Consider the following 20,229-nt stretch of genomic DNA (forward strand, 5'->3'; position numbering starts at 1 on the left):
CGGTTCAGGACTCCAGCCGGGCCGCCGCGATGCCGGTGACCACCTCGGCGCCGTTCTGGTTGACGGTGCGCACGGAGAAGTGGGCGACCGGTCCGGCCGGGGTGTCCTCGACGGACTCGACGGTCGCCGTGGCCGTCAGGGTGTCCCCGGGCCAGACCTGGGCCTTGAAGCGCACGCCGAAGGTCAGCAGCGCCTCGGTGCCGACCCAGTCCGTGAGGACCCGGCCGGTCATGCCCATCGTGAGCATTCCATGGGCGAACACGCCGGGGTAGCCCGCGACTTCGGTGGCGAACCTCTCGTCGGTGTGCAGCGGGTTGTAGTCGCCCGACGCGCCCGCGTACTGCACGATCCGGGTGCGCTTCAGGTCCTCGACCAGCACGCTCTCCCGGGTCTCGCCGACCTTGATGCCGTCCGCGCTCAGGCTCATCGTGCGTCCTTCGGGGTTGCCGGGCCCTCGGGCACGACGGCCACGGTCCGGGCACTGACGACGGGTTCGCCGGCGGCGTCCCGGTACTCGGTGACGCGCTCACTGAAGAGCAGGCGGCCGGTGCGGCCCTGCTTCTCCCAGCTGCGTCCGGGGACGGTGGTCGCGTACAGGGTCTCCCCCGCGCGCACCGGGCGGTGGTACTCGAAGTGCTGCTCGGCGTGCAGCCCGCCGCCGCCTTCGGGCATCACGCCGGGACCGCCTCCCGATCCGAACCACTCCTCGTCCGGCCTGGGCCGCAGGCGATGGTCCGGGTCGTACTGGGCGCTCGCCATCGTGAAGGTGGGCGGCGCGAGTGCGGTCTCGCCCCGGTGGGCCGGGGTCTCGTCGCCGATGGCGCGGGCGAACATCATGATGTGCCCGGCCTCGACGGGGAACGGCTGCCCTGTCATCGTCCAGTCTCCTCGGTCGGTTAGGCGGTCGGTTCGGCAGGCGGTACGACGGTCGGTACCGCGCGTCGTACGGCAGCAGGTCAGTACGTCGGGTCAGTACGGCAGGAAGGCGTCGCGGGTGGCCTCGTCCGGGTCGAAGTCCGGAGGCAGTCCCTCGAACTTCGGCTCCCGCTTCTCGACGAAGCTGGCCACGCCCTCGCGGAAGTCCGGCGAGCCCGCGAAGAACTCCATGGCGGAGTAGGAGCGGGCGAGCGCCCCGGTGAAGTCGCGGTCGAGGTCGCCGTACACCTGGTGGCGTACGACGGCCATGGCGCGCGGCGAGCAGTTGCGGGCGATGTCGCGGGCGTAGGAACGGGCGGCGTCGAGCAGGTCCGCCGGTTCCACGACGCGGCTGACGAGGCCGAGTTGCTTCGCCTCGTCGGCGTCGAAGACCCGGCCGGACAGCAGCAGGTCGAGCGCGTTCTCCAGGCCGACGACGCGTGGCAGCACGTACGGCATGTTGTACTCGCCGGCCAGGCCGCGGCGGGTGAAGGCGGTGGTGAAGCGGGCCCCGCGGGCGGCGAAGCGGACGTCGCAGATGAGTGCCTGGACCAGGCCGATGCCCGCGCAGGCGCCGTTGACGGCGGCGATCATGGGCTTCGGCATGTTGCGCCTGCTGTACATGGGCACGCGGGCCTGGAGGTTGAGGGACTGGCCCGGCTGTGCGTTCTGTTCCAGCCGCTGGACGTCCATGCCGGGGCAGAACGCCCGGCCCGCGCCCGTGATGACCACGACCCGGACTGCCGGGTCCTCGGCGGCTTCGTCGAGGAGCGCGAAGAAGCGGCGCTCCATGGGGATGCTCCACGCGTTCTTGCGCTCGGGCCGGTTGAGGGTGACGGTGGCGACGCCGTCCTCGTCGACCTCGTAGAGCACCAGGTCCTGATCCTGGTCCCGGTCCTGGGTGGGCTCCTCGGGCATCACGTCACTCCTCGGTCAGCGGTTCGATGGGGTCACCGACGCCCGGTCGCTCCCCCGAGATGGTCACCACCAGCTGGCCCCGGGCGCAGATGCGTCCGTCGGGCATCCGCACGTCGACGTCGGCGAAGTGCAGTCGGTGGCCCCGTCTGACACACCGCGCGAAGGCGACGGCCTCCCGGCCCCGGGCGGGCGCGAGGTACTGGACCGACATCGACACGGTGCTGAGCCGGCTCCCCTTCTGGAAGTCGTGCCCGGCGATCACGGCTCCGGCGCCCGCCGTGTCTATGAGCGCCGAGATCACTCCGCCGTGGAAGACGCCTTCGTGGGCGGAGAGGGCCTCGGCGTACGGAAGCGCCACCTCTACGCCGTCGGGGTCCCAACGGAGCATGCGCATACGGCAGTTGCGGTTGAACGCGACCCCGCGTTCCCAGCGGGCCCGGAACCACGCACGGCGTTCGCGCTGCTCCTGGTCGGTGAGGGTCCTCGCCGCGACGGTCATCCGCACGCCCTCCGGTCTCGGCCTATCCGGCCGATCGATATAGTTACATGAATTGAATAGTTGAAGCAATCGTACGGGACGAACCCGAGCTCCAGATGTATTATTTATATAACTCATTAGCTCGCTCGTCACGGGGTGCTCCGGCACGGAGCACTCCCCCAGAGGGAGGCCCCTCGATGCCGTCGACCGCCCTGGCCGGAGTACGCGTTCTCGACCTGTCCCGCATCCTCGCGGCCCCGCTGGCCACCCAGTTGCTCGCCGACCTCGGCGCGGAGGTGATCAAGGTCGAGCGCCCCGGGACGGGCGACGACTCACGGACGTACGGCCCGCCCTTCGCGGCCGGCCCCGAGGGCGACCGCACGGACACGGCCGCCTTCTACCTCTCCTGCAACCGCAACAAGCGGTCGGTCACCGTCAACCACGCCACCGCCGAGGGGCAGGAGCTGATCCGCGCCCTCGCCGCCCGCTCGGACGTCGTCGTCGAGAACTTCCGCGCGGGGACGCTGGCGAAGTACGGCCTCGACCACGAGAGCCTGCGCGAGCTCAACCCGCGCCTGGTGTACCTGTCGGTCACCGGCTTCGGCCAGACCGGCCCGTACGCCGCCCGCCCCGGCTACGACGGCATCTTCCAGGCCATGTCCGGGATGATGAGCGTCTCCGGACACCCCGACGAGCCGATGAAGGTCGGGGTCAGCATGGTGGACATCCTCACCGGGCTGTACGCCTCCACGGCCGTTCTGGCGGCACTGCGACACCGGGACGCCACCGGCGAGGGCCAGTTCATCGACCTCTCCCTGCTGGACTGCGGGCTCGCCTCGCTGTCGCACTTCGCGATGAACTACCTGATCTCCGGCGAGGTACCCCAGCGGCGCGGCAACGGCGGCTACGGCGGGATCCCGTCACAGGCCTTCCGGTGCAAGGACAAGCCGCTGTTCCTCGTCGCGGGCAACGACAAGCAGTTCGCCGCGTTCTGCACGGCGGCCGACCGCACCGACCTCCTCCAGGACACCCGTTTCGCCACGACCTCCGCCCGGATCACCCATCGTGAGGAGATCCTGCCGGTGCTGGAGGCGATCCTGGCCACCCGCACCCGGGACGACTGGCTCGCCGTACTCGACGAACACGACGTCCCGGCAGGCCCGTTCAACGAGTTGCCCGAGGTTTTCGCCGATCCGCAGATACAACACCGGGAGATGCTGGTGGAGGCCGAGGACCCGGTGTCGGGGCGAGTGCCGTTGCTCGCCAACCCGATCCGGTTCACCGCGACGCCGGTCGAGGGCTACGCCCCGCCGCCGGCACTGGGCGAGCACACCGCCGAAGTCCTGGCCGGACTCGCCGGGGTGACGGAGAGTCAACTCGAAGGTCTGCGCGCCCGGGGTGTCGTCTGAGGGTTCCTCATGAGCACCGGCGATCACCCCACAGGGCACCGGGACAGCTGCCAGACTTGCGTCTCGGTACGCGCACCAGCAAGGGGGGAGGCGGAGCATGGACGACCGGGTGTCGGCGGAGCTCGCCAAGGAAGTGCTCGAACTGCTGCCCAGGCTGGTGGGCGCGGACGCTCCCCGGATCGCGGGCGACATCCACCGCGCGCTGGCCGCCTCGGCCCGCACCGGAGGGACCGAGGAACTGCGTCGCGCCCTGCACGCCGACCTCCGCGTCCGATCCTGGGTCGAGGCAAGACTGTGTCCGCCCTACGAGCAGAGCAGGCTGCCCGTCGGCAGCGGGTACCAGCCACTCGCGGGCGGGATGATGCCCGCCACCTCGGCCACGAGGTTCATCTGCAAGAACCCGGCGTGCGCGAGTCCCGACACCTGGACGCGCGGTTTCATGGGCGAACCGGTGCCACGATGCTCCGGCTGCACCCGCCCGCTCAGCCGCGAAACGTAGCGGGGCGCCGTGCCGACCTTCTGGAGTGCGGCCGCCGGGAAGCTGGTCGAGCGGTGGCTCGCCTCCGGTCTGGCATCGGCGGTGTACTGGCTGGTCATGGTGCTGGCCTGGGCCGCCGGACAGCGGCACCCCCGGCAGGCCCTGGCGGGACGGCTGGACACCGTGGGGGCGATGCGCGCCGGTGAACAGATCGCGCTGCTGCTGGTGGCGCTCGTCGGGCTCGCCGCATCCGGCCTGCTCATGCGGCAGTTGACGCTTCCCGCGCTGCGGCTGCTGGAGGGCTACTGGCCCCGATTCCTGTCCTCCGTGAGCGAGCGGCTGTGCGCGGGGCACGCCCGCCGGCGTGCCACCGACTCCGCCGAGTGGAGGGTGCTGTACGACCGTCTGGAGGCGGCCCCGCCGGCCGCCGGACCAGCGGCGCCGCTCAGCGCGGCGGAACGCGCCGAGTACGCCAGGCTGGAGGCGCGGCTGCGATGGAGTCCGCGCGACCCTGCTCTGACCATGCCGACGCGGGTCGGGAACATCCTGCGGGCCACCGAGGCCGAGCCCCACCACAAGTACGGCCTGGACGCGGTACTGCTCTGGCCCCATCTGTGGACCCTGCTGCCCGAGGCCTTCCAGCGGGATCTCTCCGTCGCCCGGCAGCGGCTGGACGCCGCGGTCGCCGCGGGGCTGTGGGCACTGTTGGTGCTGCCCGCCGTGTACTGGACTCCCTGGGCGCTGTCGGCGCTGCTCTTCACGCCGGCCGCCTGGGGATGGTGGCTGCCGCGCGCCTGCCAGGACTACGCGGTCCTGTTGCAGGTCGCGTTCGACCTGCACCGCCGTGAGCTTTACCGCGCGCTCCGCCACCCGCTCCCGGCGAACGCGGCGGACGAACCGGCCGCCGGTCTCCGTCTGACGGCGTACGTGTACCGCGGCTCCGACGACCCCGCCCTGGTCTTCGATCCCGGCGACTGACGGACGACCGGCCGGGGCCCGGACGTCCGGCCGGCCCCCGCCCTACGGCCCGAAGTGCACGAAGGGCGCCCACTCGTACGGCTGGGGACGGTTGTTCCGGATCTCCCGCACCGCGGCGTGCAGCGCGGACGCGGGATCGAAGGTACTGCCGTGCAGCGCCGCCAGCCGGTGGAACTCCGCGGCCACCTCCGCGGCCGCGCCGTCCCGGACCGTCCACTGGGTGGCGACGACGTGCGGGAAGCCCATGGCCTGGAGCAGTCCCGCGATGTGCGTGTGCTCGTCCGCCAGTGTGAGGTGGCCCACCGCGGTCTGGCAGGCGGAGAGGAACGCGAGCTGTGCCCCGTCCAGGGACAGCTCGCCCAGGTCCGACAGTCCGATGCGGTGTCCGCCGGACAGGTAGTCGTGGGGCAGCAGGCTCGCGCTGTCGGCCACCTCGGCGTTCTGTGTCCCGTGCCCGGCGAAGTGGAACCAGGTGTGCCGAGGGATCTCCTGAAGGATCCGCTCCTTCGTGGCCTGGGCGCCGAACAGCACGGTGCTGCCGGGGTGATGGGACCGGATCGCGTCGACCTCACGCGGTACCTGGGGCAGCCCCGCCGTGCCGGGCGCCTCCGGCGCCACCACGAGAAGCCCGCCGTCCTCGGGACCTCCGGCCGAGCGCCCTCCGTCCGCGCGCCCTCGCAGGGCGTCGGCCCGCCGGGCGGCGGCCGCGAGCGTGCGCAACGTGGGCGTGTACGAGGAGACGACACGGTCGAGGGCACCGTCCCCCGTCGACCCGTCGTACAGGGAACCGTGGTCACCCGCCGCGTGCAGCGGGAGGAAGGACATCAGGCCGGTCGGACACCACCAGATCCTCGGCCAGGGCGTGCCCCGGCCGGCGGGTGCGGTCAGGCCGAGGGCGTCGAGCACCGGACGCACGGTGGTGTGCCAGAGCCAGCGCAGGACGCCCGGAACCGCGACGTGCTGGGCCTTGTACAGGTCCTCGCGGGGGCACCCGGGGTCCTGGGACCGCTGCACGGCCCAGAGGAAGGTGCCGGCCTGGCGGCTGAGCGCGGCGTGGCTGAGCCTCGGCAGCGGGACGACGGTGACCGCCCCGTCGCGCACGATCAGCGCGTCGCAGCGGTGTCGGCCGATGTTGACGACGGCCACGGTACGACCGTCCGCGACCGGGTGCTCGGCGCTCGGCCGCGGGTCCTGGTGCGGGGTGGGAAGCAGCAGTCCCCGGCCCTTCTCCAGCAGTTCGACGGCGCGCGCGGGACGGCCCGCGCGCAGCGCGGACGCGGCGGCGTCCGAGGCGAGGCCGAAGAAGGCGCCGAGGTTGCGCTCCTGCGCGGCACGCCCGAGTCGGGGCGCGGCGGCCCTGGAGAGCAGGTCGATGCCTTCCGCGTAGGCCTCTTCGGCGGCGGCCCACTCGCCCGCGCCGGCGTGGAGGACGCCCAGCTGGTTGGCGGCGGAGGCACGGCCGGCGAGCGAGCAGCCGTCACCGGCCGCCGTGACCGAGCGCAGCAGCGCGACCGCCTCGGTGTGCAGATCGCCCCGGCGGTCGGCGGTGGCCCGCAGGGCCAGGCAACGGGCCAGTGCGCAGGTCACGGTGGCGTACGCGTGCATCCCGGGCGTCTGCCGCCGGTGTGCGGCGCGCAGCAGTGTCTCCGCCTCGCGCAGCGGCCCGTCCCCGGCCCGCTTGTCCGCCGCAGGCTCGGCCTCGTGCTCGTCCAGCAGGTTCAACGCCAGGTTGAGTGCCGCTAGTTCGTGTGCCTGGCTCTCGGGCACCGCGGAGGAGAGGATCTCCCGGAAGGCCCGGTGTGCCCTGCGCAGGGCGTCCGGCCGGTCGTCGGCATCGTGGCGGCGCACCAGCGTGGCGAGGTTGTTGAGCGCGAGTTGGCGGTCGGGGCCGGGCGGCAGGGCGTCCACCGCCGCGTTCAGTACGGTCATGGCCTCGGCATAGGCCTGGTTCCGCCGGGCCGTTCCGACGGCGAGGGCTGCCTGCAGCACCAGTCCGTTGCCGAGGTGCACCAGGGCGATGCCGCGCATTCTGCTGCCGGGCGGTGACTGCTCCTCCGCCTGCCGGAGCCGCTCGACGCCCTCGGCCAGTTCGGTGGGGTCGCCGATCGACTCGTAGCGCGCGATCAGGATGCGTCCGAGGCTGTTCAGCAGCGCGGGTACGACCGTGCCGTTCTCGGCGGCGAAGTCGACGGACTGGCGGGCGTGTTCGAGGGCCTCCCGCAGACATGCCTCGTCGCCGGTCGCGCGGTGGCGCTCGTACAGGGTGTCCGCGAGGTCGCTCTGGTAGGCGGTGCGTCCGGAGTGGCCCGGGGGCAGCGCACCGACGGTCGTGGCGAGAGCGTCCTCCGCGGCACCGAGGTCGGCCGGGTCGCCGGTGTGCCGGGCCCGGAGCATGAGCAGCCGGCCGTGGTTCGCGACGACGGAGGCGCGGTCGTCCTCCTCGGGGACCCCGTCCATCGCGACGCGGGAGCAGTCGATCGCCTCGTCGAGTACGGCCGGGTCGTGTCCGTACACGTAGCGGTCGCCGAGGACGTTCGCCGCCGTCGCGTGCACGTAGGGCCGGGCGGGGTTGTCGTGGGACACCGTGCGTACGGCCTCCCTGCACACGGCGGCGGCCTCCTCCAGCAAGTGGCTGTCCGCACCGGCCGAGGTGCGGGAGCGCAGGACGTCCGCGCGCTGGATCAGCAGCCGGGACCGCTGCGGGTCACCGGCCACGACCAGCCTCAGCGCCTGGGCGTTGGCCTGGTCCGCGGCCTCCAGATCGCGCAGGTCGCCGGTCGAGTCGTAGCGGTCGAGGCAGGCGGAGCAGAGGGCGTGCGCGTGGGTGTGGCCGAGCAGGTCCCCGGCGGGAATCGCCGTCACCGCGTCCGTGAGGACCGAGACGGCGTTGTCCAGCCGCCACAGTTCCCCGGGGTCGAACGCGTACCGGCGGCGCAGCGCCCTGCCGAGCAGCCCGAGCGCGTCGTGCCGTCTGGGGGCGTCCGCCGGCCAGGTGTCGAGGGCCTTGGTGAGCATCTCGATCGACTGGTCGAGCGTCGCGGGGCTGCCGCTCGACCCGCTGTTCTCCAGCAGGTGTTCGGCCCGGGCCACCGTCTCCGCCAGGCGGTGGAGGGGGCCGTGGGGATCGGCGTGTGCCATGACGAGTCCGTCGGCGACGTGCGGAGGCAGTTCACCCGGCAACACCCTGGCGACCTTGCCGAACAGGGTGAACGCCAACTGTGCTTCCTCGCCACTGAGTTCACCGGCGGCGAGCGCCCGGTACTGGTACAGCCAGGCCACCGCGGCGACGCCCTCGGGGGTGGGACGTACGGCCACCGCCCGGGAGGCTTCCAGGGCCGCCTCGTCCCCCGACACCGCGTCCGTGTCGCCGGCACGGAACCGTTCCAGGCGCTCACGCACATGATCGAGCGCTGTCCCGGAGAAGTCGGACACGGCGTTCAGTCCTCCATCTCCCAGATCCCGAAGGGCAGTTCGTCTCCGAAGTTCCACAGCCTGCTGTCCGGGCCGGTCAGCATCTGCTCCAGATCGGGTATCCAGTCGCGCAGCGCCTGGTGCGTCGACGGCCGCCACGCCCACAGGAAGTCGATCATGTCGTCCGGGATCATCTCCAGCTTCTGGTCGTCGTCGCCACCCCCTCGGAAGCGGTCCATGAAGCGTTCGTGGGCCTCCGTGTCGCCGGTCTTCTGGAACCACACGACGGCGTTGACGGTCAGCATCTGCCCGATGTACTCGATGAGCGCGAGCAGGTTCTGCGGCGAGGGCTCCTTGCCCACGGCGAACAGGACACCGTGGTAGAAGTCGGGGAACAGCGGGGGGATGTCCCGGGGTTCGACACCGCGCGACGGGGCGGCGGGTCCGCGCGCCACCGGTCCACTGTCATGGCTGCGCCCCGGTGAGGCCGTGGACGTGGACATGGTCTTGCGCACGGCGGCCAGGACCAGCCACACGAGCGCGATCAGTATGAGCAGCAGGAAGAGATTCATCGCCTGTCCCCCCGTGCGACGGCTACGGCTCCACCACTATGAGGCACAACAGCCCCTAGACATACCCAACTTCAACGAAGTTCCGCCAAGGCGTCAGAAGTCGGCAGAAACGGGAGCCGGCGGCCTCACCCGATCAGTGTCCGCCCGCCCTCCAGCATCAACGTCGCCCCCGTCAGATACGCCATGTCGTCGCTGACCAGTGCGGCCACCGCCCGGCCGATGTCCGTCTCCGGGTCGCCCATGCGTCCCAGCGGGATGCCGGCGAGGACGCGTTCGGCCTTGTCCGGATGGGCGGTGAAGTACGCCTCCGCGGCCGGGCTCAGGGCCGCCGGGCAGACCACGTTGACGCGGATCCCGTACGCGCCCCACTCGCGTGCGGCGACACGGGTCAGGCCTCTGATGGCCTCCTTGGCCATCGCGTAGGAGGCGAAGTTGACCTCCCCCTGCACGGCGGCCGACGAACCGAGGTTGACGACGCTGCCGCGGCTTGCCTTGAGGTGGGGCAGGGCCACCCGCATCGCGTGGAAGGTGGCCAACGGACCGCTGCGGTAGGCGAGTTCGACGTCGTCGTACGACGTCTCCTCCAGGCGCCGCTGGACGGATGCCTGCGCGTTGTTGACCAGGATGTCGAGGCCGCCGAACTGCCGTACCGTCTCGGCCACCATGCGGTCGACGTCGCCGCGCTCGCCCACATCGCCGACCACGAGGTGCGCCCTGCCGCCACGTTCGACGATTTCCCCGGCGGTGTCCTTCAGCTTCCCCTCGGTCCGGCCGGTGATCACCACGGCCGCGCCCTCGGCGGCCATCGCGAGCGCGATACCGCGGCCGACCCCCTGTCCCGCTCCGGTGACCAGAGCCGTCTTCCCGGCCAGCCTTGTGCCTCGCTGCATCACATGTCCTTCCAGAAGGGTGCCCATGAGGGAAAGGCGTCCGGCAGCGCCGGTTCGCCGGACCCGTCCCAGCCTTTGAAGCCCACCGCCTGGGGGCGTTCGGTCACATCGGCCGCGTACCAGTGCTGCTCACGGCGGCGGGAGAAGTACCACTCGCCGTCCACGCGCGCGTAGTCGTCCCGGTAGCAGATCGCCATCACGATCCACCGGTCCCCCACCTCGTGCTCGGCACGGCAGTAGACCGCACCGGTCGCCGTGTCGCGGTCGGTGAACTCGACGCGGTGGCCGCAGATCTGGTGGATCGACCGGCGGAAGCCACGGACGAGGGGCTCGATGTACGCCACCAGCGCTTCACGGCCCCGGCCGTGCCGGCCCATCTCCACGTCCGGCCTGAAGCAGCCGGCCCAGGCGTCGAGGTCGCGGGCGTCCACGGCGAGCGCGTAGCGGATGGGCAGTTGCTGGATGGCAAGGTGTGACTCGACGCGGTCGATGCGGTCCTCCAAGGACCGTCCCGCGCCGAGCGGTTGGGGACCTGCGGCGTCGCTCATGGCCGGGGCTCCTTCGGCAGGCCGAGGACCTGTTCCCCGATGATGTTGCGCTGGATCTCGCTCGACCCGCCGTAGATCGTCTCCGCGAGCGACAGGAGAAAGGAGCGCTGCCGGGTGTCCAGGCCGTAGTCCTCGCCGACGATCTGCCCGGCGGGCCCGGCCAACTCCATGGCCAGATGGCCGAGTTGCTGGTGCCGGGTCGAGGCGTACAGCTTGGCTGTGGTGGCCTGCGGTCCCGGCGTGCGGCCCGCGGTCAGTTCGGCGATGGTCCGCAGGTTGGTGGTGCGCATGATGCGTACGGAGATCCAGGCGTCCACGATCCGGCGGCGCAGCATCGGATCGTCGAGGGCTCCGCGTTCCCGGGCCAGTTCGATCATCGCCTCGGCCTCCCGCTCGAAAGTGAGCTGCTGGGGCAGCAGCGTGGTGCCGCGTTCGATGCCGAGGGTGGCCATCGCCGTGCGCCAGCCCTGGCCGACCTCGCCGACGACCATGTCGGCATCCGTGCGTGCGTCGGAGAAGAAGACCTCGGCGAACTCGTCCTGGCCCGCGAGGTTGCGGATGGGCCGGATCTCCACGCCGGGCTGGTCGGCCGGGACCAGCAGCATGGTCAGTCCCTTGTGCCGGTGGGAGTCGGGGTCGGTGCGCGTGAGGACGTAGAGCCAGTCGGCGTGGATGCCGAAGGAGGTCCACACCTTCTGCCCGTTGATCACCCACTCGCCCCCGCTCTCGGCTCCGATCGGTCGGGAGGTGCCCTCGAACGAGGCGCCCCCGTCGTCGCGCTCGGCCCTCGTGCGCACGGAGGCCAGGTCGGATCCGGCGCCGGGCTCGCTGAAGCCCTGGCCCCACAGTTCCTCGACGGCGAGGATCGGCGGCAGGAAGCGTTTCCGCTGAGCCTCGCTGCCCACCTTCAGGAGCATGGGGCCGAGGAGGTCGAGGGCGTTCACGGTGGCCCGGTAGGGGGCGTTCGCGCGGGCGTACTCGTACTCGAAGACGATCTCCTCAAGGAGGCCGAGCCCCCGTCCGCCGTACTCCTGCGGCCAGCCGACACCGAGCCAGTTCCCGGCCGCCAGCTCGCGGTCCCAGGCGAGACGCACCTCCCAGGCCGCCCCGTCGGTGGGGCCACCCACGCCCCGGTGCTCGGCGAACTCCCCCACGAGGTGTTCGGCCAGCCAGTCCCGCAGTTCGTCGCGGAAGTCGCGTACCGCGGGCCCGAAGTCCAGCTCCATGCCAGCTCCTTTGCCGATGATCAGATGCCGAGCCGGGCGGCGAGCAGCTCCCGGTGGTACGACGGTGTGCCGAGCAGCACCTCGGAGCTCTTGGCCCGCTTGAGGTACAGGTGCGCGGGGTGCTCCCAGGTGAAGCCGATGCCGCCGTGGACCTGGATGTTGTCGCCGGCGACCTTCGTGAAGGCCTCCGAGCAGAACGCCTGGGCAAGGGCCGCCGAGATCGCGATCTCCGCCTCGTCGCCCGCGTCCAGCGCCCACAGTCCGCCGTACGCGGCCGAGCGGGCGGACTCGATCTCCACGAGCATGTCGGCGCACTTGTGCTTGATCCCCTGGAACGAGCCGATGGGCCGGCCGTACTGCTCGCGGATCCTGGCGTAGTCCACGGCCGCGTCCAGCGCGGCGGCCGCTCCCCCGACCTGTTCGGCGGCCAGCAGTACGGAGGCCGCGGCGAGGGTGCGTTCGAGGGCGGGCCAGGCCGCGCCCTCGGGGCCCAGCAGGCGGGCGGGGGTGTTCATGAACTCCACCCTGGCCTGCTTGCGTGTCTGGTCGAGCGCCGGGAGGGGCGTGCGGGCGAGGCCCGGTGCTTCGGCCTCGACGGCGAAGAGGCTGATACCGGAGGGGGTACGGGCGGCGACCAGGAACAGGTCGGCGAGGTGTCCGTCGGGGACGTATGCCTTGAGGCCGGTCAGTCGCCAGCCGCCCGCCTCCTCATGGGCGGTGAGCCGGATGCCCTCCTCGTCCCACCGGCCGTTCTCCTCGGTGAGCGCGAGCGTGGCGACGGTCTCGCCGGACGCGATGCCAGGGAGGAGATCGCCGCGGGCGCTCTCGTCGTCGCAGCGCAGCAGCGTCTCGGCTGCCAGGGCGACGGTGGCGAAGTACGGCGCGCACAGCAGCGCGCGGCCCGTCTCCTCGAAGACGACGCCGAGGTCGACGTAGCCGAAACCCGAGCCGCCGTACTTCTCCGGCACGGCCAGTCCCTGGAGGCCGATCTCCGTGGCCATCCGCCGCCAGACGACCGGGTCGTACCCGCTCGGGTCGGCCGCCAGGCGGCGCACATCGGCTTCCCTGGCGTGCTTGGTGAGGAACGACCGTACGACCTTGCGCAGTTCGTCCTGTTCCTCGCTGAACGTGAGATCCATGCCGAGCTTCCCGTCCTCGGTGCGACCGGGTGCGACAGGCTTGCCACCCGCTTGCCGCCCACCGCTCGATACAGTTAGATAATTATAGTATCCACACTGAATACACCAGGAGCGCGACGTGACAGATCTCTACGACCAGTTCACGAGCCTGACCTTCGAGCGGCCCGCGTCCGGCGTGCTCCGCATCGTGCTCGACGCCCCGAACCTCAACGCCGTGGACCCTCGGATGCACGGTGAGCTCGCCGATGTCTGGCAGGTCGTCGACCGGGACGAACAGACGCGTGCGGTGCTCGTCCAGGGAGCGGGCAAGGCGTTCTCGGCCGGCGGGACCTTCGATTCCATCGATGCCCTGACCGAGGAGTACGCGGTGCGGGCCCGGGTCATGCGCGAGGCACGGGACATGGTGTACGGGGTGATCAACTGCTCCAAGCCGGTGGTCTCCGCCATTCACGGCCCGGCTGTCGGCGCCGGGCTGGTCGTCGGCATGCTGGCGGACATCTCCATCGCCGGGCGCCGGGCGAAGATCGTCGACGGGCACACTCGGCTCGGGGTCGCCGCCGGTGATCACGCCGCCATCTGCTGGCCGCTGCTGTGCGGTATGGCCAAGGCGAAGTACTACCTGCTGACCTGCGAGACGCTCACCGGCGAGGAGGCCGAGCGCATCGGTCTCGTGTCGAAGTGCGTGGACGACGAGGACGTGCACACGGAGGGTCTGCGGGTGGCGACCGCGCTGGCCGCCGGGCCCGCCAGTGCCATCAGCTGGACCAAGCGGTCCCTCAACCACTGGTACCGCACCGCCCAGCCGATCTTCGAGGCCTCGCTGGGGCTGGAGTTCTTCGGGTTCGGCGGGCACGAGGTCGTCGAAGGGCTGGCCGCGCATCGCGAAAAGCGCGCCCCGGACTTTGAGGGCGTGGCGGACAAGCACCCGATCGACCTCTGACCCTCGGACGCGCACCGGCCGACACTCAGAGACACGAAAACCGACACCCACGGAAACCCACGGACACCCGCAGACGCCTGCGAACGCCACGAATGCCTGAGGAGCCCGCCATGACATCGGAGCCCACCGCCACCGAGATCCCTCCGCTGGTCAAGGGGATGACGTACGAGGACATGCCGAAGGGCCAGATCTTCCGGACGGCCCGCCGCACCGTCACCGAGACGGACCTGGTCAACTTCATCACCTGGGGCGGCTTCAACGAGCCGCTCTTCTGGGACGCCTCGCACGCCGCGGACGGCGGCTACACAGGCCGGCTGGTCCCGGGGGCGCTGACGTACTGCATCGCGGAAGGACTCGTACTCCAGACGAACGTGCTGCACGGCACGGGCCTCGCCTTCCTGCACATGGAGCTGACGGTGCAGGGGCCGGTGTACGTCGGCGACACGCTGTACGCCGTCGTGGAGACCACGGACTCCCGCCCCTCCAGCAAGCCCGGCCGGGGCGTGGTGACCAGCCGGATCAGCGTGCGCAACCAGCGCGACGAGGACGTGCTCGTCTACACGCCGGTGCGGCTGATCCGGGGCAGGGACTACGAGGCTCCGACGCTCTGAGACCGGGGCCCGGTCGGCGGCACCAGCGTCAGGCCGCCCGCCCCGCCGGAGGGGACCGGGCCCGCGAACGCCCCTCCGCGCACCCAGTCCGAGGGCATCGGCGGACGCGGCGGGGGCTCGTGGTCCGGGACCGCCATCGCGTAGAGGCGGGTGTAGCGGAACTTCGCCTCCAGGTTGTCGAGCACCGACCAGTACTCGTAGCCGCAGACGGGCACACCGCGCGCGATCACCCGGCCCAGCCAGGAGAGCCTGGCGCGCAGCAGTGCCCGGCGCCGGGCGTCGTCGCTGTGCCCCGTCTCGTCGACCAGGTCCAGATCTCCCATGCCGTTGTCGATGACGGACAGCGGAGGCAGGAGCTCGCCGTAGAGGTCGTGGAGGTCCGCGACGGCGTCGGCGAGCGCCTCGGGGATCAGGGGCCAGCCGTACGCCGTCGTCTCCACGTCGTCGAACGGGGTGATCGCGAAGCCGAGCCCGACGAGCAGGCGGTTCACCTCGTTGAGGGTGCCCTGGCACTTGTCGGCCGGCAGTACGTGGGGCAGGTTCTCCGGTGCGGTGACGCGGAAGGGCGTGTGCCAGGAGAGGCCCAGCATGTCCTGGGCGGTGGCGATGGTCTCCAGGTCGCCGGGGCGCACGCAGCCGGTGGCCTCGACCGGTGACACGTCGTCCTCGGTCACCATGTGCTCGCCGAGCAGCATGGGGTCCAGGAAGAGGCGGTTGGTCCAGCTCACCAGGCGTTCCAGGGCGAGGCGGTCGAAGGGGTCGTCGGTGGCCGGGTAGCCGCCGACGAGGGTGACCGTGGTGCCGACGCGGCCGCTCGCGCCGGCTGCCCGGAGTGCCTGGGTCGCGAGCCCGTTGGCGAGCAGGATGTGGTGGACGGTGGACAGGCCCGCGCGGCCGATGCCCCGGCCCGGTGTGTACATCCCGGCCACGTGGTCCGCGAGTGTGGGCCCGGCCAGGTCGGTGGAGGTGATCCAGCGCGTCACGCGGTCACCGAAGCGACGGCCCATTTCGGCGGCGTAGGCGGCGAAGTGTTCCGCGGTGTCGCGGGCGAGCCAGCCGCCGGAGTCATCCAGCCAGGGCGGCAGTGACCGGTCGAGCAGCGTCAGACCGGGCCGCAGACCGAGTTCGAGCAGCGAGTCGAGGGCGCGGTCGCAGCGGTCCAGCGCGTGCTGGTCCCAGGCGCCGGGTCCGTCGGGCTGCAGCCGTGTCCAGCCGGCCACCATCCGGTGCGCGTCGGGAGTGACGCCGACCAGCTGCCGGATGTCGTCGGTCCACTGCCTGAAGTGCCCGCCGCGTTCGGGCGGGGGCGGCGGCGGGGCCGCGATGGAGTCCGCGGTGGCAACTCCCCAGTCGACACCACAGAAGGATTCGTACAGGAAACCATCGCTCATGGTCACCGTCCAGGGCGTAATGGTTGAACGCATTCAACTGAATGAACGCCGTGCGGACGCTAACACTTCAGGGAAACTACGACAACGTTTCGGACAGATCTCATCAATTCGCAAGACGGGCGGATGATCGCTCGCCCCTTGTCGACCCCGTCGAGGACGAAGCGCACGGCATGCCAGGCCATGGCCGTGATCGGCCCGTCATACGCAGTCGGCACGGTAGCCGCAGCGGCCGTGCCGAGGCCCGCGTCGATGAGCTCCTGACCTTCCCGGGCCGTGGGGCCGGGTGATGTTTCGGCCATGATCCGGTCGGCGGTCGGGGCTACTCGCCGAAGGGCCGGAACTCCTCCTCCTGCCACCAGGGATGGACGGACGGCATGTCCTTGCTGACCCGGCCGGGGAACTCGGGCGGGCGCTTGGCGAGGAACGACTCGACGCCCTCGACCGGGTCCGGGCCGCCGCCGATCTGGCTCATGATCCGCGAGTCGAGGCGGTGCGCGGCCATCGGGTGGGACTCTCCGAGCATCCGCCACATCATCTGGCGCGACAGGGCGACCGAGATCGCCGAGGTGTTCTCGGCGATCTCACGGGCGAGTTCGTACGCCGCGGGCAGCAGTTCCTCCGGCGGGTGGACGGAACGGACCAGCCCGGCCGCCAGAGCCTCCTCGGGGCCGAAGAGGCGGCCGGTCGCCACCCACTCCATGGCCCGCTGCATGCCCACGGCCCGCGGCAGGAACCAGCTCGCGGCGGACTCCGGCACGATGCCGCGGCGCGCGAAGACGAAGCCGAACTTCGCCGAGGTCGACGCCAGCCGGATATCCATGGGCAGGGTCATGCTGGCCCCGACACCCGCCGCCGGGCCGTTGATCGCCGCGATCACCGGCTTGTTGCTGGAGTAGATGCGCAGCGCGACCCGGCCACCGGTGTCCCGGTGCCAGGCGCCCGCCTTGCGGTGGTCGAAGGACGAGCCGCCGGAGCTGACGTCGGCGCCCGCGCAGAACCCGCGGCCGGCTCCGGTCACGACCACCACGCGTACCTCGTCGTCGGCGTCGGCCGCGTCCAGGACGTCCAGCAGGTCGTGCATCATCTGCGGACTGAAGGCGTTCAGCTTCGTCGGCCGATTGAGGGTGACCGTGAGAATCCGGTCCGCCACCTCGGCTCGCACGGTCTCGTACTCCTGCTCCGGCATGCGTCCTCCGTCAGCCTCGTCACTCTGCGACCCGTTCCCAGTTAGCTTAATTAGTTATAGCATTGCACTCTACTGACTCATTGATGATTGCGGCGGTGTGGACATGACTGACCCGGCGGATCTGGTGGTGACCTCCCACGGGGCGGTCCGGCTGATCGAGCTGAACCGGCCGGAACAGCTCAACTCGATGAGCGAGGAGCTGCACTCCGGCCTCGCGTCGGTGTGGGACACGCTCGCCGAGGACCCGGAGGCCCGAGTGGTCGTACTCACCGGTCGCGGGCGGGCGTTCAGCGCCGGGGGCAACTTCGACATCATGACCCGGGTCCAGCGCGACCGGGCCTTCCGGCAGCAGAACGTCGACGAGGCCCGGCGGATCATCACCGGCATGGTCCGCTGCCCGCTGCCGGTGATCGCGGCGGTCAACGGGCCCGCCGTGGGCCTCGGTTGCAGCCTGGCGCTGCTGAGCGACCTCGTACTGATCGCCGACGACGCCTACATCGCCGACCCGCACGTCCAGGTCGGGCTGGTCGCGGGCGACGGCGGGGCACTGATCCTGCCGCTGCTGGTCGGTCTGACCAGGGCGAAGGAGCTGCTGTTCCTCGGCGACCGGGTCGGGGCCGAGGAGGCCGTCCGGCTGGGCATCGCCAACCGCGTCGTGGTGAAGGACAAGCTGCTGGACGAGGCCATGGACCTGGCGAGGCGGCTGGCCACCCTGCCGGTGCGGGCGCTGCGCGAGACCAAGCGGGCGGTGAACCTGCACCTGGAGCAGGCCCTGACCACCGTGCTGGAACCCGCCCTTCTCGCCGAGCGGGACACCATGCACGACCCGGAACACATCGCTGTCGTGGAGAAGATCATCGCGTCGCGCGGCCGTCGCCAGGCCGTCGAGAAGGGCTGAGGGGCATGGACTTCGCGTTCAGCGACGAGCAGGAGGAACTGCGGCGCACAGTGCGGGCGTTCCTCGCGGACACCTCCCCAGAGACCGAGATGCGCCGCCTGATGGAGACCCCGGAGGGCTTCGACCGGGCACTGTGGCGCCGGATGGGAACGGAGCTGGGTCTCCAGGGTCTGGCCGTCCCCGAGGAGTACGGCGGTGCGGGGTACGGGCCGGTCGAAGTCGGCGTGGTCATGGAGGAGTTGGGGCGGGCGCTGTTGTGCGCGCCGTTTCTCGCCTCGGCCCTGCTGGCTACGACCACGCTGCTGCGCTGCGACGACGAGGACGCCCGCAAGCGGCTGCTGCCCGGCCTGGCCTCCGGCGAGCTGGTCGGGACGCTGGCCCTGACCGAGGACTTTCCCCCAGGCCCTGGGAGCCCCGGAGGCGCCACCGTCCGCTGGGACGCAGGGGGAATCCGGCTCACCGCCCGTGAGTCGGCGGGGAGTTGGCTCCTGAACGGGCACAAGATGTTCGTGCTCGACGGCGCCGCCGCCGATGTCGTCCTCACCGTGGCCCGTACCGGCGACGGCATCGGCGTGTTCTGCGTGGACGGCGACGCGGCCGGGCTGACCCGTGAGCCCCTGCCCACGCTGGACCCCACCCGCAGACAGGCACGCCTCGACTACCAGGACGTACCGGCGACCCGGCTCCGTACGAGCGGCGGCGACAGCCGGCACCTGGTGTCGGAGGTGCTCGACCGGGCCGCGGTGGCGCTGGCCGCCGAGCAGGTCGGAGTGGCCTCCCGCGCACTCGACATGGCGGTGGATTACGCCAAGGTGCGGCACCAGTTCGGGCGGCCCATCGGCTCCTTCCAGGCCGTCAAGCACCTCCTGGCGGACGTCCTGCTGGAGGTGGAGTCGGCGCGCGCCGCCGCGCACTACGCGCTGCTCACAGCCGGGAACGACGACCCGGAACTGCCCGCCGTGGCAAGCCTGGCCAAGGCGTTCTGCTCCGACGCCTGTCTGCAGGCCACGGAGCAGAACATCCAGGTCCACGGGGGCATCGGCTTCACCTGGGAGCACCCGGCCCACCTGTACCTGAAGCGGGCCAAGACATCACAACTGCTGTTCGGCGATCCGGCGTTCCACCGGGAACTGCTCGCACAGCGCATCGGCATGGACAGCAGCACGAACGCGGTCGGAGGAGCGGTATGAAGGTCGACGGGAAGCTCAACGTGTGGCGCACGTCCGAGGTGGTCGCGGAGGCCCGGCACCACGAGAAGGCCGGCTATGACGGGCTGTGGGCGTCGGAGTCCAAGCACGATCCCTTCCTGCCGCTGCTGCTGGCGGCCGAGCACACCGACCGGCTCGAGGTGGGTACGGCCATCGCGGTGGCCTTCGCCCGCTCGCCCATGCAACTCGCCTACACCGCCCACGACTTGCAGAGCTACTCCGGCGGACGCTTCGTGCTGGGCCTGGGCAGCCAGATCAAGCCGCACATCGAGCGGCGTTTCGCGATGCCGTGGAGCCGGCCCGCGGCCCGTATGCGGGAGTACGTGAGCGCGCTGCACGCCATCTGGGCCGCCTGGAACGAGGGCGAGAAGCTCGACTTCCGCGGCGACTTCTACACGCACACTCTGATGTCCCCGTTCTTCTCTCCCCCGCCCGCTCCCGGCGGCGCGCCCCAGGTCTTCGTGGCCGCCGTCGGGGAGGCGATGACCCGGGTGGCGGGCGAGGTGGGGGACGGACTGCTCGCGCACGGCTTCACCACCGAGCGGTATCTGCGGGAGGTCACCCTGCCGACCGTCGAGGCCGGGCTGGCGAAGTCGGGCCGTACGCGCGGCGACTTCTCCGTCTCCCATCTGCTGCTGACCGCGACCGGCCGCACCGAGGAGGAGCTGGCCCGCGCGGTGGACGGCACCCGGCGCCAGATCGCTTTCTACGGCAGCACACCCGCCTACCGCGGGGTCCTGGAGCTGCACGGCTGGGGCGAACTCGGCGACGAGCTCAACGCGTTGTCGAAGTCGGACCGCGACGACAAGTGGGAGGCGATGGGCCGGCTCGTCGACGACGACGTGCTGCACACCTTCGCGGTGGTGGCGGAGCCGGGGCGCGTGGCGGCCGAGATCCGCCGCCGGTACGGGTCGCTGGTGGACCGGGTGTCCTTCTACACCGCGTACGAGATCGACGCCGAGGTGTGGGAGCCGATCGTGCAGGAACTGCACGGCAGTTGAACCTCACGGCAGCTGACGCCATCGGGGCATGA

General features: G+C 71.2%; 20 protein-coding genes. 8 read left to right on the plus strand and 12 right to left on the minus strand.

What is annotated here, in order from left to right; translation table 11 throughout:
- Window positions 1–4: 4 nt before the first annotated feature.
- The 4 genes from ACH4YP_RS36820 to ACH4YP_RS36835 form a co-directional block, all read right to left on the minus strand.
- Window positions 5–427 carry a MaoC/PaaZ C-terminal domain-containing protein gene (locus tag ACH4YP_RS36820; RefSeq protein WP_398495271.1) on the minus strand — a complete coding sequence of 141 codons (423 nt, stop codon included), beginning with the start codon at window positions 425–427 and terminating at the stop codon, window positions 5–7.
- Complete coding sequence (locus ACH4YP_RS36825; protein ID WP_361071712.1) at window positions 424–876, minus strand: MaoC family dehydratase N-terminal domain-containing protein; 453 nt, start codon at window positions 874–876, stop codon at window positions 424–426. Before ACH4YP_RS36825 ends, ACH4YP_RS36820 begins: the two co-directional genes overlap by 4 nt.
- 93 nt (window positions 877–969) lie before the next feature.
- Window positions 970–1,833 (minus strand): enoyl-CoA hydratase-related protein, encoded by an 864-nt coding sequence (locus tag ACH4YP_RS36830; protein WP_361071710.1) that lies wholly within the window; start codon window positions 1,831–1,833, stop codon window positions 970–972.
- Between the two features lie 4 nt (window positions 1,834–1,837).
- A complete protein-coding gene (locus ACH4YP_RS36835) occupies window positions 1,838–2,332 on the minus strand; it encodes a PaaI family thioesterase (protein WP_361071707.1) in 495 nt (164 codons plus the stop codon).
- A 176-nt stretch (window positions 2,333–2,508) separates the two neighbouring features.
- On the opposite strand from ACH4YP_RS36835, the gene ACH4YP_RS36840 reads away from it, so the two are divergent.
- From ACH4YP_RS36840 to ACH4YP_RS36850, 3 genes are all read left to right on the plus strand, one after another.
- Complete coding sequence (locus tag ACH4YP_RS36840) at window positions 2,509–3,720, plus strand: CaiB/BaiF CoA transferase family protein (protein WP_398495274.1); 1,212 nt, start codon at window positions 2,509–2,511, stop codon at window positions 3,718–3,720.
- A gap of 97 nt (window positions 3,721–3,817) precedes the next feature.
- A complete protein-coding gene (locus tag ACH4YP_RS36845) occupies window positions 3,818–4,219 on the plus strand; it encodes a hypothetical protein (RefSeq protein WP_398495275.1) in 402 nt (133 codons plus the stop codon).
- A 9-nt stretch (window positions 4,220–4,228) separates the two neighbouring features.
- Entirely contained in the window at window positions 4,229–5,176 is a 948-nt protein-coding gene (locus tag ACH4YP_RS36850) for a hypothetical protein (protein WP_398495277.1), read from the plus strand.
- Between the two features lie 42 nt (window positions 5,177–5,218).
- On the opposite strand, the gene ACH4YP_RS36855 is transcribed toward ACH4YP_RS36850, so the two are convergent.
- From ACH4YP_RS36855 to ACH4YP_RS36880, 6 genes are all read right to left on the minus strand, one after another.
- Window positions 5,219–8,608, minus strand: a complete 3,390-nt coding sequence (locus ACH4YP_RS36855; RefSeq protein WP_398495279.1) for a CHAT domain-containing protein — start codon at window positions 8,606–8,608, stop codon at window positions 5,219–5,221.
- 5 nt (window positions 8,609–8,613) lie between these two features.
- Window positions 8,614–9,159: a hypothetical protein gene (locus tag ACH4YP_RS36860; RefSeq protein ID WP_361065182.1), complete on the minus strand. Its 546-nt coding sequence runs from the start codon at window positions 9,157–9,159 to the stop codon at window positions 8,614–8,616.
- Window positions 9,160–9,284: 125 nt separating this feature from the next.
- Complete coding sequence (locus tag ACH4YP_RS36865; RefSeq protein ID WP_398495281.1) at window positions 9,285–10,049, minus strand: SDR family NAD(P)-dependent oxidoreductase; 765 nt, start codon at window positions 10,047–10,049, stop codon at window positions 9,285–9,287.
- On the minus strand, window positions 10,049–10,597 hold the full coding sequence (locus ACH4YP_RS36870) for a nuclear transport factor 2 family protein (protein ID WP_361065176.1): 549 nt from the start codon (window positions 10,595–10,597) through the stop codon (window positions 10,049–10,051). Before ACH4YP_RS36870 ends, ACH4YP_RS36865 begins: the two co-directional genes overlap by 1 nt.
- On the minus strand, window positions 10,594–11,823 hold the full coding sequence (locus ACH4YP_RS36875) for an acyl-CoA dehydrogenase family protein (protein ID WP_361065173.1): 1,230 nt from the start codon (window positions 11,821–11,823) through the stop codon (window positions 10,594–10,596). The genes ACH4YP_RS36870 and ACH4YP_RS36875 overlap by 4 nt, the downstream gene beginning before the upstream one ends.
- A gap of 20 nt (window positions 11,824–11,843) precedes the next feature.
- A complete protein-coding gene (locus ACH4YP_RS36880) occupies window positions 11,844–12,962 on the minus strand; it encodes an acyl-CoA dehydrogenase family protein (RefSeq protein ID WP_398495284.1) in 1,119 nt (372 codons plus the stop codon).
- 118 nt (window positions 12,963–13,080) lie between these two features.
- Here ACH4YP_RS36880 and ACH4YP_RS36885 point away from each other — a divergent pair, with 118 nt between their 5' ends.
- Together ACH4YP_RS36885 and ACH4YP_RS36890 are read left to right on the plus strand one after the other, a co-directional pair.
- Entirely contained in the window at window positions 13,081–13,902 is an 822-nt protein-coding gene (locus ACH4YP_RS36885; protein ID WP_361065167.1) for an enoyl-CoA hydratase/isomerase family protein, read from the plus strand.
- A gap of 110 nt (window positions 13,903–14,012) precedes the next feature.
- Window positions 14,013–14,513, plus strand: a complete 501-nt coding sequence (locus ACH4YP_RS36890) for a MaoC/PaaZ C-terminal domain-containing protein (protein WP_398495286.1) — start codon at window positions 14,013–14,015, stop codon at window positions 14,511–14,513.
- Here ACH4YP_RS36890 and ACH4YP_RS36895 read toward each other — a convergent pair.
- Both ACH4YP_RS36895 and ACH4YP_RS36900 read right to left on the minus strand, forming a co-directional pair.
- Window positions 14,492–15,904, minus strand: a complete 1,413-nt coding sequence (locus tag ACH4YP_RS36895) for a family 1 glycosylhydrolase (RefSeq protein ID WP_361065162.1) — start codon at window positions 15,902–15,904, stop codon at window positions 14,492–14,494. The genes ACH4YP_RS36890 and ACH4YP_RS36895 overlap by 22 nt on opposite strands.
- A 319-nt stretch (window positions 15,905–16,223) precedes the next feature.
- Entirely contained in the window at window positions 16,224–17,090 is an 867-nt protein-coding gene (locus ACH4YP_RS36900) for a crotonase/enoyl-CoA hydratase family protein (protein WP_361065159.1), read from the minus strand.
- 103 nt (window positions 17,091–17,193) lie between these two features.
- Here ACH4YP_RS36900 and ACH4YP_RS36905 point away from each other — a divergent pair, with 103 nt between their 5' ends.
- The 3 genes from ACH4YP_RS36905 to ACH4YP_RS36915 are packed head-to-tail and all read left to right on the plus strand — an operon-like array spanning window position 17,194 to window position 20,197.
- Complete coding sequence (locus ACH4YP_RS36905; protein ID WP_398495289.1) at window positions 17,194–17,988, plus strand: enoyl-CoA hydratase/isomerase family protein; 795 nt, start codon at window positions 17,194–17,196, stop codon at window positions 17,986–17,988.
- Window positions 17,989–17,993: 5 nt separating this feature from the next.
- Window positions 17,994–19,178 (plus strand): acyl-CoA dehydrogenase family protein, encoded by a 1,185-nt coding sequence (locus ACH4YP_RS36910; protein ID WP_398495291.1) that lies wholly within the window; start codon window positions 17,994–17,996, stop codon window positions 19,176–19,178.
- Entirely contained in the window at window positions 19,175–20,197 is a 1,023-nt protein-coding gene (locus tag ACH4YP_RS36915; protein WP_398495293.1) for a TIGR03617 family F420-dependent LLM class oxidoreductase, read from the plus strand. The genes ACH4YP_RS36910 and ACH4YP_RS36915 overlap by 4 nt, the downstream gene beginning before the upstream one ends.
- Window positions 20,198–20,229 lie beyond the last annotated feature (32 nt).

It is taken from the genome of Streptomyces sp. NPDC020747 (genome assembly GCF_044334695.1).
Lineage (GTDB): Bacteria > Actinomycetota > Actinomycetes > Streptomycetales > Streptomycetaceae > Streptomyces.